The sequence below is a fragment of the Acinetobacter sp. YH01006 genome (genome assembly GCF_013420445.1).
In the GTDB taxonomy this organism is placed as follows: domain Bacteria; phylum Pseudomonadota; class Gammaproteobacteria; order Pseudomonadales; family Moraxellaceae; genus Acinetobacter; species Acinetobacter pseudolwoffii.
Map to the genome: position 1 here is coordinate 50,182 of NZ_VOYB01000002.1, position 15,949 is coordinate 66,130.

15 protein-coding genes are annotated in these 15,949 nt (G+C 42.7%); 9 read left to right on the forward strand and 6 right to left on the reverse strand.

Annotation, left to right across the window (positions count from 1 at the left end; genetic code table 11):
* Positions 1 to 170 precede the first annotated feature (170 nt).
* Positions 171 to 602, reverse strand: coding sequence for a chlorhexidine efflux PACE transporter AceI (gene aceI, locus FTT73_RS01780; protein WP_005170461.1), 432 nt, complete (start codon positions 600 to 602; stop codon positions 171 to 173).
* A 99-nt stretch (positions 603 to 701) separates the two neighbouring features.
* Here aceI and FTT73_RS01785 point away from each other — a divergent pair, with 99 nt between their 5' ends.
* The 4 genes from FTT73_RS01785 (at position 702) to FTT73_RS01800 (ending at position 4,640) form a co-directional block, all read left to right on the forward strand.
* Positions 702 to 1,592: a LysR family transcriptional regulator gene (locus tag FTT73_RS01785; RefSeq protein WP_005170459.1), complete on the forward strand. Its 891-nt coding sequence runs from the start codon at positions 702 to 704 to the stop codon at positions 1,590 to 1,592.
* An 89-nt stretch (positions 1,593 to 1,681) separates the two neighbouring features.
* Entirely contained in the window at positions 1,682 to 2,659 is a 978-nt protein-coding gene (gene tal, locus FTT73_RS01790) for a transaldolase (protein WP_180190924.1), read from the forward strand.
* Between the two features lie 73 nt (positions 2,660 to 2,732).
* Positions 2,733 to 3,389: a leucine efflux protein LeuE gene (gene leuE, locus FTT73_RS01795; RefSeq protein WP_180190925.1), complete on the forward strand. Its 657-nt coding sequence runs from the start codon at positions 2,733 to 2,735 to the stop codon at positions 3,387 to 3,389.
* Positions 3,390 to 3,464: 75 nt separating this feature from the next.
* A complete protein-coding gene (locus tag FTT73_RS01800) occupies positions 3,465 to 4,640 on the forward strand; it encodes a benzoate/H(+) symporter BenE family transporter (protein WP_074383234.1) in 1,176 nt (391 codons plus the stop codon).
* A gap of 59 nt (positions 4,641 to 4,699) precedes the next feature.
* On the opposite strand, the gene FTT73_RS01805 is transcribed toward FTT73_RS01800, so the two are convergent.
* A complete protein-coding gene (locus tag FTT73_RS01805; protein WP_005097280.1) occupies positions 4,700 to 5,047 on the reverse strand; it encodes an SMR family transporter in 348 nt (115 codons plus the stop codon).
* Positions 5,048 to 5,131: 84 nt separating this feature from the next.
* Positions 5,132 to 6,082 (reverse strand): alpha/beta hydrolase, encoded by a 951-nt coding sequence (locus tag FTT73_RS01810; protein ID WP_218955679.1) that lies wholly within the window; start codon positions 6,080 to 6,082, stop codon positions 5,132 to 5,134.
* Positions 6,083 to 6,397: 315 nt separating this feature from the next.
* Between FTT73_RS01810 and FTT73_RS01815 the strand changes: the two genes are divergently transcribed.
* A complete protein-coding gene (locus tag FTT73_RS01815) occupies positions 6,398 to 6,841 on the forward strand; it encodes a universal stress protein (protein ID WP_005170452.1) in 444 nt (147 codons plus the stop codon).
* A gap of 135 nt (positions 6,842 to 6,976) precedes the next feature.
* Positions 6,977 to 7,423, forward strand: a complete 447-nt coding sequence (locus FTT73_RS01820; RefSeq protein WP_180190927.1) for a universal stress protein — start codon at positions 6,977 to 6,979, stop codon at positions 7,421 to 7,423.
* A 34-nt stretch (positions 7,424 to 7,457) separates the two neighbouring features.
* Here the strand turns inward: FTT73_RS01820 and FTT73_RS01825 are convergent, their stop codons facing one another.
* Positions 7,458 to 7,667 (reverse strand): hypothetical protein, encoded by a 210-nt coding sequence (locus FTT73_RS01825; protein ID WP_005097285.1) that lies wholly within the window; start codon positions 7,665 to 7,667, stop codon positions 7,458 to 7,460.
* Positions 7,668 to 7,883: 216 nt separating this feature from the next.
* Entirely contained in the window at positions 7,884 to 10,490 is a 2,607-nt protein-coding gene (pepN, locus tag FTT73_RS01830) for an aminopeptidase N (protein ID WP_180078281.1), read from the reverse strand.
* A 361-nt stretch (positions 10,491 to 10,851) separates the two neighbouring features.
* Between pepN and FTT73_RS01835 the strand changes: the two genes are divergently transcribed.
* From FTT73_RS01835 to thiM, 3 genes are all read left to right on the forward strand, one after another.
* On the forward strand, positions 10,852 to 11,109 hold the full coding sequence (locus tag FTT73_RS01835; RefSeq protein WP_004278839.1) for a hypothetical protein: 258 nt from the start codon (positions 10,852 to 10,854) through the stop codon (positions 11,107 to 11,109).
* Positions 11,110 to 11,270: 161 nt separating this feature from the next.
* A complete protein-coding gene (locus FTT73_RS01840) occupies positions 11,271 to 12,431 on the forward strand; it encodes a hypothetical protein (protein ID WP_180075010.1) in 1,161 nt (386 codons plus the stop codon).
* Positions 12,432 to 12,463: 32 nt separating this feature from the next.
* Positions 12,464 to 13,312, forward strand: a complete 849-nt coding sequence (gene thiM / locus FTT73_RS01845; RefSeq protein WP_180190928.1) for a hydroxyethylthiazole kinase — start codon at positions 12,464 to 12,466, stop codon at positions 13,310 to 13,312.
* Between the two features lie 588 nt (positions 13,313 to 13,900).
* Here thiM and FTT73_RS01850 read toward each other — a convergent pair.
* Entirely contained in the window at positions 13,901 to 15,424 is a 1,524-nt protein-coding gene (locus tag FTT73_RS01850; protein ID WP_005097293.1) for a TerC family protein, read from the reverse strand.
* Between the last annotated feature and the right edge of the window lie 525 nt (positions 15,425 to 15,949).

Sequence of the window (15,949 nt, forward strand, 5' to 3'; positions counted from 1 at the left end):
TCCCCTTAGATGCAAATGCATAAAAACTTCTGCTCTTATAAAGGGGTTTAAGATGAATATAAAGTCGAATAAGTGTGCTATGTGTCAAAGAAATACTGCTGTTTACTAGATTCCCCACATAAAGCACAAGTAACATTAGCTGTGCTTTATTTTTTTCTATGCTTTTCTTATTATATTTTTCGATGCTCAGGCTGATATCCAAGCATTTCTTCTATCGAATCATAACACCACTGAAAAATGAAGGTATATACCAGAATACACAAGGTCAGGCTAAAATCGAGCACAATCGCCTGCCATAGTCCCATGTTCATCGCATAGGCCACCATTGGAATGGTGGCGAGCATTAAACCACCTTCAAAGCCAATCGCATGTAAAATACGCACTCGAATCGTTCGTTTCAGTTGACGTTTCGCTTCAAATTTTTCGAAATAATGATTAAACAGCATATTCCAGATGACAGAGGTCACGGCCATCACAATTCCCAGTGCACCTGTGACTTCTAGCGGCATATTAAAAATAAGACTCAAAGCTATCGCAATGATCACCAACAGGATGACTTCATAGCTAAGCGCATGCACAAGTCGTCTTTTGGAAATCAACATTTTCATTACTCGGTTTTTTATCAATAATCGCGCATATTATGTTCTTTAAACTGATTAATCGAGTTAGAATATTTCAATAAAATTGATAGATAAGATTACATGAATATTAATCAGGAACAACTCACTGTATTTAAAACTGTGATGGAAACCGGTTCATTCTCTGCAGCTGCACGAAAATTGGGAAAAGTTCCCTCTGCCATTAGCATGTCAATTGCGAATTTAGAAATTGATCTGAATCTGCAACTGTTCCAGCGTATTGGGCGTGAACCTGTGCCAACGGAGCAGGCACAGACACTGTATGAAAGAACAGAACAGCTGTTAATCGAAATGAATCAGTGGAAACAGCATGCGCTTGCCCTAAGTTCAGGCCTGGAGTCTGAACTGAATATCGTCATCGTTTCTGAATTACTGCATACGCGCTGGACTGATTATGTCGTTCTGGTGGAACAGCAATTTCCCGAGCTTCAGATTAATGTCTTTGGTGCACCTCAGGAAGATGCGCAACAGATGCTCTTGGATGGTAGCGCACAACTGGCATTAATGTTTGAGCGGGAACAACTCGATGCACGTGAACAGTTTGTGGAATTAAAGCGTGAAGTCTTGATTCCTGTCGCAGCCAAGCAGCATGTACTGAGTCAATACGATCAGGTCAGCTTTGAACAGATTCTAAATAGCCGTCAAATTGTGGTGGCGAGCCGTGACCGTAATATTAAACCTGAATTATTATATTCCCGTCATTACTGGCGCACTGACAATCATCATTCTGCCTGTAGCATGATTCAACAGGGTTTGGGTTGGGGTGTTCTCCCGCAGGAAATGCTAAAAAAACAGCCGAATTTACAGCAAAATCTGCAAGTGCTGAATCTGCTCGATTTCACCCCAAAGTTTGAATATTTTATCGATCTGGTCTGGAGTCGGGAAAGCAACTTGGGCACAGCTGCTCATTTTTTGATTAATCATCTGCGAAATCAGCGTAAAAGTAGCAAATAATCACAGAAACACCACTTCAGTCTACTTGGTAAATACAGGGTTTATGATATAAAAGTATGCATAAGCAATAACCATAGAACTAGATCGTAATGACATTAACCGCATTAGACCAATTAAAAAACTTGACCACAATTGTGGCGGATAGCAGTGACTTGAGCGCAATTGAAAAATTTCGTCCTCTGGATGCAACCACCAATCCATCACTGATTACAGCAGCGGCCAGTCAAGTTGAGAACAAGGCCCTGATTGAAGCGGCCTATCAGCAGGCGCAGCAGGAAGGCTATGCGGATGATGCCCTAATTGAACGTACCATTGATATTTTGACCGTCAAATTCGGCGTTGAAATCTTGAAATTAATTGAAGGGCGTGTTTCGACTGAAGTCGATGCGTCCCTGTCTTTTGATACTGCTGCCACCATCGCAAAAGCCAAAGAGTTACTGGCACTATATGCGCAGTATGGGATTGACTCCGATCGCATCCTGATCAAGATTGCATCAACCTGGGAAGGCATTCAGGCCGCAAGAACCTTAGAAGAACAAGGCATTCATACCAACCTGACCCTGTTATTTGGCCAGCATCAGGCCCATGCCTGCGCTGATGCCAAAGTTACTTTAATTTCACCTTTTGTTGGCCGGATTCTGGACTGGTACAAGAAGGCTGAAGGTGTGGATGCTTATCCAATCGAAAAAGATCCTGGCGTGTTATCGGTTAAAAGTATTTATGAGTTTTATAAAGCCCATGGCATTCAAACCGAAATTATGGGCGCCAGCTTCCGCAGTATCGATCAGGTCTTGGGCTTGAGCGGTTGTGACCTTCTTACCGTTGCACCAAATCTACTGGCAGAACTGAACCATGATCAACGTAAAGTTCAGCCGCAACTTTCAGCGACAGCTATTACTGTGCAGGGTGAACTGAGTCCGATCAGTCAGGCAGCATTTCTGGAACAGCTGAAGCAGGATCAAATGGCCAGTGAACTGTTACAAGGCGGTATTCAGGGTTTCATCAAAGCGCGTGAGCAACTGGCTGCGCTATTAGGTCAAACCTTTCTCAATCCCGTTGAAAGCTAAGCTAAAATCTTAGAAATTTTACCAGCCGATGTTGCTATAATGCCGCATCGGCTTTTTCTTGTGCGAATTCTTCGTGTTTGGTATTACAGATCTCAGTACCTTTATCATTGGTACCACCTTAATTGTGCTCTTGCCCGGCCCCAATTCCCTTTATGTCATGTCCATTGCCTCACGTTTTGGTATCAAGACAGGTTATTTAGGTGCTCTGGGAGTGTATACCGGTGACATGATTCTGATTTTATGTACTGCTTTGGGGGCTGCATCTTTATTGCATGCTTTTCCAATCCTGTTTATTACTTTGAAGATTATCGGCGCCATCTACCTGAGTTATCTGGGGATGAAGTTATTAATTGCCGCCTATAAAACCATTCTTCCAACAGAAAAAGTGACGATTCCGCAGATGAATGCGGCTGATGCTAAAGCTTCGTCTATTCAGCCATTTCGTACTGCATTGACCATCAGTATTTTAAATCCAAAAGCGATTCTGTTTTATCTGTCATTTTTTGTGCAATTTGTTGATCCTCGCTATCCTTATCCGGCATTGACTTTCATTCTATTGGCTTTGATCTTGCAATTGATTAGCATGACCTATCTGTCCATTCTGATTTTCTCAGGGGTAAAACTGGCCTCCTATTTCAACCAGCATTACAAACTGACAGCCAGTTGTGTGGCCATAGTCGGCATTTTATTCTGTGGTTTTGGGATGAAGCTAGCCAGCTCTACCTTATAAAAGCTTGAAACAGATATTGTCTAAATACGTGAAAAGCGTATGATTTAAACGCTTTTTAAAATTGTGTCATGGACGATGCCAAAACTATTACAAGATCTGTCTCTTACTGCGGTCATTGCCGGCCTGATTACCTGCCTGATTGGCATTAGTGTTTCTGCTGTACTGGTGATTGAAGCTGCACAAAGCTTAGGTGCCAATGCGGCACAAATCAGTTCCTGGTTATGGGCACTGGGAATCGGCATAGGTATCTCTGGTGTGTGGCTGTCCTGGAAATATCAGTATCCTGTTTCTACTGCCTGGTCAACGGCGGGACTAGCTTTGATCATTGCGTCTGCGGGTCATTACAGCCTCGGTGAAGCGATTGGTGCGTTTCTGATTTGTGGACTGTTGACTGCTGCGCTGGGATTCTTAGGAATTTTTGAGCGTATTTTTCATTTTATTCCACAAAGTTTAACCAGTGCCATGCTGGCTGGAGTATTGCTAAAATTTGGTATTTCAGTATTTGGTAGCCTGCAACAGTCCTGGAAATTTGTACTCAGTGTCCTGGCCATTTATCTGATCTCAAAAAAAATCAGCACACGCTATAGCATCGTGATTACCGTATTTACCGCAATTGCGCTCTGCCCTTTCTTTATCGATTTTACAATCCCGAGTTTAAACTGGAGTATGGCCCAGCCGGTCTGGATCCAACCTGAATTTAGTCTACAAGCTGTTCTAGGGCTGGCTTTACCACTGTTGGTGATCAATCTGGCTTCGCAATATCTACCCGGACTGGCAGTAATTAAAAGCTATGGCTATCCACCCAAGGTAAACGGTATTTTAGGCTGGACCGGTATAAGTCAGGCGATACTGGCACCTTTTGGCTGCTTTAGTGTCAATCTTGCTGCGATCAGTGCGGCAGTGAGTCTGGATACTCAAGCTCATCCCGACCCACAGAAACGCTATATTGCTGGCATGAGTTGTGGGCTGTTTTATATTTTGATGGGACTATTTGCAGCGACCTTGACCAGTGTCCTGATGGCATTTCCAGCAATCCTGATTACTATTCTGGCCGGAATTGCCTTATTCGGCACCATTGGGCATAACATCGCGCTGGCTTTTCAGCAAAGCCATGAACGTGAAGCGGCACTGATGACCTTTTTATTCAGCGCATCCAATATTCAGTTTTTCGGGATTGGTTCAGCCTTTTGGGGCCTATTACTGGGATTAATGGTTTATTTTCTATTTAAGCTCAAGCCTCAAGTCACTTAAAATTGATGACTGATCATTAGAATAAAATGACAAATAAGGGCAGCGATCATGTCTGCCTTTTATGAATGTCCTGCGGTCTGGGAAAAAAGGTTGATGACGAGTACACCGGAAATAATCAGTGCAATGCCAATAAGTGCAGGCACATCGAGCGTCTGCTTGAAAAGTACATAGCCCACAATTGCAGTCAGAACAATTCCCACACCGGCCCAGATGGCATAAGCGATTCCCAATGGAATGACTTTAATCACTTGGGACAATAAATAAAATGCAATACAGAATAAAACCACGACTGCCAAAGACGGCCATAATTTGCTAAAGCCTTCAGATTTTACTAAAAATGTAGAGCCTGTGACTTCGGCGACAATCGCCAGTGCCAGTAACAGGTAGGCCCACGATACAGGATTCATTTTTCCATCTCCAAAATTTCAGTGTTCATGCTTTGAATAACAAGCCAATTAAAATAGAAAATTAAACTTTAAATAATGCTTATTTTACAATGAATGCTGGTGCAGAAAATCAAGGGTGCGAATAAAGGTTTGCTGACTCTCTTTTTTGCCCATAAAAAACTGGTATTCATGAATCAGCCAGGCTTTAGATTCCGGATAAAATACCTCGGTCACTGCAATATTCCGGGCCTTGAGTGTCTCTACAAAAGGTAAGGATTGAGTATCGGTCAGAAAGTCTTTATTACCGCCACTGATGAACACCGGCGGATAAGCATTTGAAATATGCTGGATCGGGGAAATCTGCTTTAAAAATTCGACATCATCTTTCTGGTCGCCCGTATAGGCCTGTACCAGATTATAAACGCCCCATTCGACCATTTTGATTTCAGCCGGTGCTTTTTGCACAAAGGCCTGTAGATCATAAATACCACAATGCAAAATCAAGCCTTTGAGCTGCATTGGTTGAATATTTGGACTGAAATTGGATTGTTGTGAAAACTCTGGATTGGTCAACAATGCGGCATAATGACTGGCCAGATTGGCACCGGCAGAATCTCCGGCTAAATACAGTTGTGCTGCATCAATGTAGTAGTTCTCGGCATGCGTGTTGATAAATGCCAACGCCTGATTGATTTGCTGAAGTTGACTCGGATAAGTCACCTGAGGCGCAAACTGATATTGTACAGAAATCACGTTATAGCCTTGCGCCGCCAATAGCTTAAAATAGCCGCGGGCATGTGCCTTGGAACCTGAAATCCAGCCACCGCCATGAATCCAGACAATGGTCGGTCTCGGGCCTAGATTCTGAATATTTTGCGGTTGATACAGATCGAAGCTTAAATCTTGTAGCGGCTGGTACACAATATTGTTTTGTACCCGAACAGTTTTAGGGGCATAACGATCCATCACTTTTTGTTGTAGGCCCGTAGTCATATTGAAGGCACTGGCAATTAGCCTGCTATTTTGTACGGTATTCTGACAGCCCGCTAACATCATCGAGCTGACCAGCACAAGATTTACCGCGATATATCTCACAATTTCAATTTCCCTATATTGATAAAAATCAAGCGCAGGCAGTTTAACTGAAATGCTCAAAAACCAAAAACTTAATCCAGTTCGTTCTGGCAGCAGAGGTGAAAATCCCCAGTTTTTTGCTCGGATTTATTTGCCCATTTCTTTACAGTTTTATGTGAATAATAGTTGTAATTTAATGAGTTTTTTCATTTTTTTAGGTTTTGCAATTGCACCTGTAGAGTCACTGTGCTATCAATGAATCAGAAGCGAACAATAAACATTTGGAGTAAAAAAATCATGGCCTATCAGCATATTTTAGTTCCGGTAGACGGCTCAGAAATTTCTTTTTCCGCAGTACGACATGCTGCAAAAATTGCCAAAGCATTTGGTGGCCAGCTTTCCCTGATCAGCCTGATTGCAGAAGATCCTTTTACTGAAGCTGATTTCTATTACAGCTCATCTATCATGAAGGAATATTTTGTACAGGCACATGCCAATGCCAAAAATGCCCTGAAAGAAGCCACTGCGATTGCAGCGACTGAAGGTATTGAAGCTCAGTCACGGATCGTCACAGGTCTGGTCAATGCCGAACACATTGCCAAAACTGCTGATGAAGTAAAAGCAGATCTGATTGTTATGGGTTCTCATGGCCGTAAAGGCTTCCAGAAAATGATTCTGGGCAGCTTTGCACAGGATGTTTTAGGTGCCAGTGAAATTCCGGTTCTGATCGTGAAAAAATAATCAAAGCTTTGCGCATCTTCAAGGTGCGCATTACTCGGTTTTCTATATTTGATTTCAAACCAAACCGTACGTTATGGAGATTCACCCACCTAACCCCTATTCTCCTTACTGCAATAATAAATATCAGGAAGCACCATGAATAATTATGATCATCTTCTCGTAGCACTCGATGAGTCCTCGATTTCCTATGCTGCCGCAGAACATGCCCTCGAACTGGCCAAAGTATTTCATAGCCATGTCACCTTACTCAGTGTCATTGCGGTTGACCCTTTTAAGGGCGTAGATTTTTATAAAGTTGCTCCAGCAGTCACAGATTACTTTATGCATGCAGAACAAAATGCGCTTGATCGCTTAAATGACCTGAAACAGAGCTTTGTTCGTGAAGGCATACAGGTCACGACAAAAATCCTGCATGGTATGGCACCTTCAGAAGGAATCTTACAGGCTGCAAATGAATCACCGACTGATGTCATTATTATGGGTTCACATGGCCGTAAAGGTTTGCAAAAACTCATGCTGGGCAGTGTGGCGCAAAATGTGCTGGCACTTGCTGATATTCCAGTACTGGTGGTCAGACAATAACAGGTATTGATGAAAGCCTGAGCTGAGCAGGCTTTTAGCGAAGCTTTTGATTCAGCTCACTCAAGAAGATTTCTGCATCAAGCTGGCTTTGAAATACTTTCTTGTATTCCCCGACCTGCTGAACAGAATGAGGTGTATATTGAATCGAGATTTCAAGTAAGCCATTTTCAGGATTCTTGCTGACATGTACGGCAATAATATGCTGGCTATTTAAATAAAAACCATCTTCAATTTTCACTAACATATCTTAAATGACCTCCAGTAAGTGGATCTCTAAGATCCTTTTACCCTGCTTACAGCTTAATAAATCAGTACTCTTGTCCGTATAGCAATACTGTACACGCTTTGGTTGCCACATAGTGCATCAGCGTATTTCAAATGTATCTAAACCGGCCATTTAAAATCAAAACAGATAAAAAACCGGATCTTGATGATCCGGTTTTTTGATAGAGACTGAATTTTATATACTTAGCATACTATTTAATGTCTCAGACACATTTTTAGATTTGACCAGTGGCTTCAATACTTCAAGTTGCGCCTTGACTTCACTGCGTTGCGGCTCAGCAAGGGTGTACCAGCGTGACAATACTTGCAGCAGACGTGAGCCCACAATTGGGTTTTTCTGATCTAGATATTTCGCCAGACCAATAAAATGCTGCACACCAAAGCTCCAGGTATTCACCGGATTGGCATTCAGACCGCCGCTCACAGCACGGATCCGGTTTGGTACAGCCAGATCATAATCAGGATGCTGGGTCAGATAGGCAATGGTTGCATCGGTTGCTTTTGGATGCGCTGCCTGCACCATAAACCATTGATCTAAAGACAGAGCCTCGTCTTCAAAGCGGCTATAAAAGTCTGCCAAAGCTTCTTCTGCTTGTGGTGCATCGTTCCAGACCAGAACTTTCAGGGCGCCCAAACGTTCAGACATATTACCTGTGTGATATTGCTCATAAGCCAAATCAAAGGCAGATGTATCTCCCTGACGGGCGATCATCGTCAACATGATGTTTCTTAAAGCACGTACACCCATCGCTTGCGAGAATTCAGATTGCAGATCAGGATCCAGATCAAGATACGTCTCTTTGGCTGTTTCACCAAAGGCACGTGCCAGCGTATGCAGCAAAGCCTCACGCTTTTCCTGAATCATGACCGGATTATAGTCCTGATCAATACGGCTGCCCAAATAACCTTCAGACGGCACATCAAACAGACGTGATGCCAACAGCGGATCTTTTTCAATCACACCCGGCAAGGTATTCAACATCGCCGCGATATAAATATCCGCAGGCTGATCATCCAGCAAGATACGCTCTAATAACGTTTGAGTGGCTTGCCACTGGTTAAAACCATTGGTCTCATATTGCAGCAGGAAGGCCAATTCTTGTTCTGAATAGTCAAAGTCCAGATTGACTGGCGCAGAAAAATTACGCAGCAAGGATACCACCGGTTTTGCTGTTACCCCACTAAATTCAATCGTGGCTTGTTCCTGATCAAACAGATACACCCCATCTTTCACGCCATTTTCAAAGAGTGCTTCAGAGTTTAGCTTCAACTGCTCACCGGTTTCGGCATCAAACAGCGCCAAAGCCACTGGAATAGGTACCGCTTTCAGATTCGGATATTTGGCATGGGTTTTCAGGCTTTGCTTCAAGCTGAGACGATAAATTTGTGTCTCTATATCATATTCAGCTTTTGCTTCAAGTTTAGGCGTACCCGGCTGGTTATACCAGGTCAGGAAGTTGGATAGATCCACCCCTGAACCTGCGGTGAGTGCAGATACCCAGTCTTCCACCGTTACCGCCTGACCATCATGACGGCGGAAATACTCATCGGTTCCTTGACGGAATTTTTCCTTACCGAGCAAGGTCGCCATCATGCGGTTAATTTCAGCCCCTTTTTCATAAACAGTGGCAGTATAGAAGTTGTTAATTTCTACAAAATGATCTGGACGCGGCGGATGTGATAGCGGCCCTGAATCTTCCGGGAACTGATGTGCTTTCAGAACTGCTACATCATCAATACGTTGTACCGCAGCCGACTGTAAATCTTCCGAGAAAGATTGGTCACGGAATACAGTCAGGCCTTCTTTCAAACACAGCTGGAACCAGTCACGACAGGTAATCCGGTTACCGGTCCAGTTATGAAAATATTCATGCGCAATGACTGACTGCACCCGCATGATGGCGGCATCAGTGGTGTACTCTTCATCGGCTAGCACGCATGAAGTATTGAAGATATTCAGACCTTTATTTTCCATGGCACCCATGTTGAATGCACTGGTTGCCACAATCATGTAATTATCCAGATCATAAGGCAGACCATAATGCTCTTCATCCCAGCGCATAGAATGTTTGAGCGCTTCCATGGCGATCTTGCATTTTGGAATATCTTTTTCTTCTGCGTAGATTTCCAGAGCTACATTGCGGCCTTCCGATGTGACATAGGAATCTTTCATCACTGCCAAGTCACCAATGACACAGGCGAACAAATAGCTCGGTTTCTTGGTCGGATCCTGCCACACGGCATAGTGACGATTTTCATCCACTTCACCGGTTTCTAGCAGGTTACCATTTGCGAGCAAGACCGGATATTTCTTGTCTGCCTCTACACGTGTGGTAAAGACCGACAACACATCCGGACGGTCTGGATAGAAAGTAATTTTACGGAACCCTTCTGGTTCATTTTGGGTCACAAACAGATCTGAACTGGCCTGATATAAACCTTCCAGCATAGTATTACTTTCAGGATGGATTTTAACCACAATTTCAAGCGACACTTGATCAGGCGCATTGGCAATGACCAGTTGTTCAGCATCAAGACTGTAGTCAGTTGCATTCAGGGTTTGACCATTTAACCGGATCGATTGCAGTTCCAGATCGCGGCCAAGCAAAACCAGATCGCCAGCAGTCTGACGCTGCATCTCCAGCTTGCTGCTGACCAGACTGTGGTCACTGTAGACTTGAATATTCAGGTCGATGGAATCAACAACAAAGGAAGGTTTTTGATAGTCTTTTAAATAAATGGTTTGATCCGCTTCGATCACCGGGTTTGCCGCAATATTCATGTCCTGTCCTAATCTTTTATCGTGTTCGACATTGTTCATGTCAAAATCATACGCCAAGTTTGAAACGCTGTCTGTGCATTTGTATTGTTAGATCTAATATGGGCATTTCGTGCACCACTTTCAATGCATTCTGCCTAATTGAGCAGCACCCGGCTCTACATAAGAAATATCTATGCCATAAAAATAGTCAGGATCATAATTTCTTACATTTTAATAAATTACTGATTTAAAAATATATAATTTTATTTGCAGAGTACCGCATAAATGCTGATTAAAAAATGAGCACACTTCTTGCTACAGTTAAACTGTGTTTTTCCACACTTCCAATGAAAGAATAATGATAACGATGATGAGGTGAGCCATGTATTTAAAACAGCATGTTGTACGGATCGAAAATATCAAAACTTTGCAGACCCTGGATCAGGCCAATATTGACCATAAAGTGATTGCACTGTTGATGAGCTGTGAAGGAATTCCGCTTCAGGCCCATGAAGTAACTGCCATTCTCAACACCTACGATGCACTCGGTGCCAAAAAAGTGCCCTCTAAAAAGGTTCAGGCCTTAATTCATGCTAAACATCGCGGCGAGGAGGACGACACATTACCCTGCCCAGTCTAAAACCCGTTATTTCATGTTTTTAAAATCAGAGCTACTTCGGTAGCTCTTCTCCTGTTTGGATGACTATTTTTGATTTAGAAAAATTGCACCCGTCCACTACGTTTGCATCTCATCAGCCGTGTATAATCAAATGCCCGTCCATTCTAGAGTTGCCCGCGACCATGGTATTCAGTGTTCTGCAAAAACAGCTTGATGAAAGTACCCACTGCCCGCTGTGTAAGGCATCGATGTATTGGATTGAGGCAGAGCAATATGATCAGGAACTGAGCTATCATGAATGCAGCCATTGCCAGCATCAGCTTTATTCTGATCAAAAGCACAATTGTTATTGTGAACGATGTCTGGCGCAGCGTAAACGCATGCTCAAGGAAGTCCGTTTACAGGAAAATCGTCTCTATCATAAAAAACAGGACCGGCCGGTTCCTGAGCTCAATCAGCTCAGTTTTATCAATAAACTGTTTTTACTTTCGATTTTAGATGAACAAGTACAGGAATATAGCCAGCACCGCGAATATATCGACTGGCATCATATTCGCTATTTTTCCATCAGTCCGAACTATCTGTTTCAACATGGTCTGATCAAAAATATGCTCAGAGAACAGATTTTAATTCCCAAAGATGTTCAACAGGAAAATCAGCACTATTATATTAATGTACGTCTGGATGGCTATTCTGAACCGAGCCTGTTCAGCATTACCCAGCAACTACGCAACTGGTTTTATCAGAACCTGAGTCAAGGTGTGCCCTTTAAAAGTGCAGATGAAGTCAAAGATGCCCTGTATTGTCTGCTATATGAGGAGATCATTCAGTTTGCGCAATTTTACTGTCGTAGCTGGAATGTGCAGATTGCCGGAAATCAGAGCTTTCAGACCTTTTGCTATCGCCTTTTAGATGTCTTGGCAGTGGGACAGATTTATTATCTGGTACAGACCGCCCTGGAATATCTATATAAGCAAAAAGCGCTTAAGCCACGCAATGAAAATTTTATTAATACCAATCTGCTGAAAAAAACCTTACAACAGTATCGGGAACGTTCTGTCACGGAAAAATGGGAAACCTCTACCCTGCCACGCCCGCCACAACTGGCCTTCAGCAAGATGAGTGAAATCCTGTTTTATCGCTTCCTGGGTTATGATGAGAATATTTTCTTTCAGCCGGTCTGGCGCTCATGGCATAAAATTGAACCGCGCCTGAAATTTTATTCGCAGAAACGTTGTATGCACTGCGGTTCACAGGAGCTTTCGGTGGATTATGATGCCAGTGACTATGTCAGCCTGTTCTGCCGTAGCTGTAAGCATCAGGACCATTATTTTACCCGCTGAGCGAAGATACGACTTAGATTACTTTTTGACAGATGATCATTATGAATACTTCTACGCAAGCACTACAGCACACGCTTCTGGATCAAATCTGCGAGGCATGGTTAAAGTTACAGCAACATCAGTCATTGGTGCATATCATGACCAATGCCGTGGCCAGTAATTATGTGGCCAATGTGGTGCTGGCTGCCAATGCTTCCCCCGCCATGATCGATAATCCTTTTGAGGCCGAAAGTTTTGCCAAAATTGCAGCTGCGATCAATCTCAATCTGGGTACACCGACCACCGAACAAGTACAGGCCATGCACATTGCTGCGGAAACGGCACATCGTCTGAAAAAACCATGGGTACTGGATCCGGTTGGTTATGGAACGGTACTGCATTGGCGCTCGAATACGGTAGATCAGTTACTCAATTCCCATCCGACAATTTTACGGGGCAATGCCTCTGAAATTGGTGCTTTGGCCGGCAAGCGGATCGAATCCAAAGGTGTGGACAGTACCATCAATAGTGCCGATGTTTATTTACAGGCACAAAGCTTATTGGCGCATTGTGACTGTGTCGCGATTTCCGGTGAATCTGATTACATCATTTCCAGAGATTATCCGGTAATACAAGTATCAGGCGGATCATATTTACAACCGCGAGTCACGGCCACCGGTTGTGCACTTGGTGCACTGATTGCAGCCTATAGTGCTGTAAGTTCTCCCGCAATCGCGGCACTCGCTGCACATGTGCATTTTGCAATTGCAGGTCAACGGGCTTTTGAACGTGCGCCACAGCTTGGCCGTTTTAATGTGGCTTTTCTGGATGAAGTCCATCAACTTAATACTGAAAGCATTCGACAATACGCCAACTTTCAAATTTTGCCGGGAGCAGTTTAGTTTGCTAGCAGCTTTAAGGGGTGTTTGCAGGTTTGCATAGACCTGACACCCCACTTTTAGCTGTACATCGCTCACATCTTCTACTAATTTCTGAAGAGATAGGTTGCTTCTGAATCCTACGCTGAAACTATTTTGAGCATGATCGGTGGTTAACTGAGTAGGCTTCATATAACTTAATGTAACTTAACTACCGATTTCCACCAAAGGAATCAAACTTTTGTTTGATCTGTTTTCACATGATCCCAGCTGAAATCATGTGAATTATAATTTAATTATTCAGCAGGATTTGAATGTTACTTTTAAGCTTTAATTAACAGGCTCTATTGATCAATATCCAGTATGTGATTCTGCTTATGCTGCATTACGAATCTTGCTTTTAGACTTAAAACTCTAGTGCAATATCAAGCCATTCAGCTCAATATCCAACTTGAGTGATAGTCTGCATCGAATGATAAAAAATCTGTCTGAACAATGACCTCACTTTGTTTTAATAAGGACAATTGAGAAAAGATGCATTAAAAAAAGTCAGCTGCCACTAGAGCAACTGACCTTCAAGATTTGAACAAAGCAAGTGTTTAAAACAGGCGTTTAAGCCGCGTAATGAATACTAACTGATTTGATACGATTGCTTTCAATTTCAGTGACTTTGAACTGTACACCTTGATAATCCAATTCAGTACCGACTTCGACCACACTGTTGGTTTTATCCAGAATCAGACCCGCAACACTGATATAACCAGCATCTTCATCAATCAGATCAATCATGCCGAGTTCAAGCTCAAGCTGATACAGATCCAGCATACCTGAAGCGATCCAGTGGGAATCGTCAATTCTGACCAAATCAAGTTGTTCGTCTGCATCCGGGAACTCACCGGCAATGGCTTCAAATACATCTAGTGGTGAGATCAAACCCTGTACATTACCAAACTCGTCGCTCACCAAGACCAAAGAGCCTTTAGATGTACGCAAAGTATTGATCGCATCAATAACTTTCATCTTTTCAAAGATATAAATTGGACGATGGCGTTTGATCAGGGCTTTTAACTCTTCCGGTTCTTCCAGCACATCCAGTAATTCCTTGGCACGTACGATGCTAATCACCTTATCCAGGCTGCCACGACATACCGGAAACAGGCTGTGGGGAACAGATAGAATTCTTTCACGGATCTGTTCCGGGCTATCCTCTAGATCGACCCATGAAATCTGACTGCGCGGTGTCATGATCGAAGCGACTGAACGCTCTGCAAGGGTCAATACCCCGCCAATCATGTAACGTTCTTCATCTGCAAAGGCTTCTTGAGCTTCATTTTTGTCAGTATCAGTGGTTTCCAGCTTGCCGCCCATTAACTTCAAAATAGAATCAGCCGTACGATGACGCAAAGGAATCTTAGATTCATGCTTTGCTGCATTACGCTGGCCGAACTGGTTGAACGCTTCGATCAAGATCGCGACACCAATACCTGAATAGATATAGCCTTTTGGAATATGGAAACCAAAACCTTCTGCAATCAGACTGATACCAATCAAAAGCAGGAAGCTTAGACACAGAATCACCACAGTTGGATGACGGTTTACAAAACTGGTCAATGGTTTCGATGCCAGTAGCATTACACCCATCGCAACAATCATTGCAGCCATCATGACGTAAATATTGTCGACCATACCAATTGCAGTAATCACTGAATCTAAAGAGAATACAGCATCTAAAACAACAATTTGGGCAACAACAGCAGTGAAACTTGCATAAACCACCTTAGTGGTCAATTTGACTTCAGGCTTACCTTCTATCTTTTCATGTAACTCTGTGACGGCCTTATACACCAAGAACAAGCCACCAAATAACAAGATCAAGTCCCGACCGGAGAAGGTCCAGTCAAACAGGGTGATCAACGGCTGAGTCAAAGTGACCAGCCAAGCAATGGCAAACAACAGGCCCAGACGCATCAATAATGCGAGTGAAAGACCGATGACACGAGCTTTATCACGTTGTTCAGGAGGAAGTTTTTCAGCCAGAATGGCAATAAAGACTAGGTTATCAATACCTAAAACGATTTCAAGAATAATAAGAGTAATTAAACCTACCCAAATTCCGGGATCTAATAAAAATTCCATTAGAGAACTACCCCGTTCGAGTAAGCTAGAAATAGAGATGGAAGATCAACGCACGGCGAGGGATCCATTAAATTTAACCTATGTAACTTAAGACCATTCCATTATGCATAAACTGAGTATTTTGTAATGTATTAATTTATAAAAAAATTACATGATTATGATTTTCCTTAGACTTTTTTCATTAATCAGTGTGTATAAAACGCATTAAACTTAATTTTTTCTTCACAAATTATTTTACTTTAATTAAAAATATGCAGTAATTACCATTCATTAGCTCAACCACTTTTAAAGTGAACTAAAAATTCAGCCATCAAATATATACCGATTAAAAAAGCAATCAGTTAAAATAGGGCTTGAATTTTTTGATGGGGAAATTCCTCCGCATAACTGCATAGATCCATCAGCAAAATTGTCTGGTTGATTAAAATCAGAGTGATTGCATTTTGGCCGATAAGCGAATCATGCTGTCGAATGACAAACCATTGCGGAAAATGATTCCGCCTCAGAAATATACAATTAAGTATT

Excerpts from the sequence above, each read along its gene's own strand:
- FTT73_RS01825 (WP_005097285.1), bottom strand. The coding sequence starts at position 7,667 with ATGTTAGTGAAAATTGAAGATGGTTTTTATTTAAATAGCCAGCATATT.
- FTT73_RS01835 (WP_004278839.1), top strand. The coding sequence starts at position 10,852 with ATGTATTTAAAACAGCATGTTGTACGGATCGAAAATATCAAAACTTTG.
- thiM (WP_180190928.1), top strand. The coding sequence starts at position 12,464 with ATGATCATTATGAATACTTCTACGCAAGCACTACAGCACACGCTTCTG.
- aceI (WP_005170461.1), bottom strand. The coding sequence starts at position 602 with ATGTTGATTTCCAAAAGACGACTTGTGCATGCGCTTAGCTATGAAGTC.
- FTT73_RS01800 (WP_074383234.1), top strand. The coding sequence starts at position 3,465 with ATGCCAAAACTATTACAAGATCTGTCTCTTACTGCGGTCATTGCCGGC.
- pepN (WP_180078281.1), bottom strand. The coding sequence starts at position 10,490 with ATGAATATTGCGGCAAACCCGGTGATCGAAGCGGATCAAACCATTTAT.
- FTT73_RS01815 (WP_005170452.1), top strand. The coding sequence starts at position 6,398 with ATGGCCTATCAGCATATTTTAGTTCCGGTAGACGGCTCAGAAATTTCT.
- FTT73_RS01850 (WP_005097293.1), bottom strand. The coding sequence starts at position 15,424 with ATGGAATTTTTATTAGATCCCGGAATTTGGGTAGGTTTAATTACTCTT.
- FTT73_RS01805 (WP_005097280.1), bottom strand. The coding sequence starts at position 5,047 with ATGAATCCTGTATCGTGGGCCTACCTGTTACTGGCACTGGCGATTGTC.
- FTT73_RS01810 (WP_218955679.1), bottom strand. The coding sequence starts at position 6,082 with ATGATGTTAGCGGGCTGTCAGAATACCGTACAAAATAGCAGGCTAATT.
- FTT73_RS01820 (WP_180190927.1), top strand. The coding sequence starts at position 6,977 with ATGAATAATTATGATCATCTTCTCGTAGCACTCGATGAGTCCTCGATT.
- FTT73_RS01785 (WP_005170459.1), top strand. The coding sequence starts at position 702 with ATGAATATTAATCAGGAACAACTCACTGTATTTAAAACTGTGATGGAA.
- tal (WP_180190924.1), top strand. The coding sequence starts at position 1,682 with ATGACATTAACCGCATTAGACCAATTAAAAAACTTGACCACAATTGTG.
- FTT73_RS01840 (WP_180075010.1), top strand. The coding sequence starts at position 11,271 with ATGGTATTCAGTGTTCTGCAAAAACAGCTTGATGAAAGTACCCACTGC.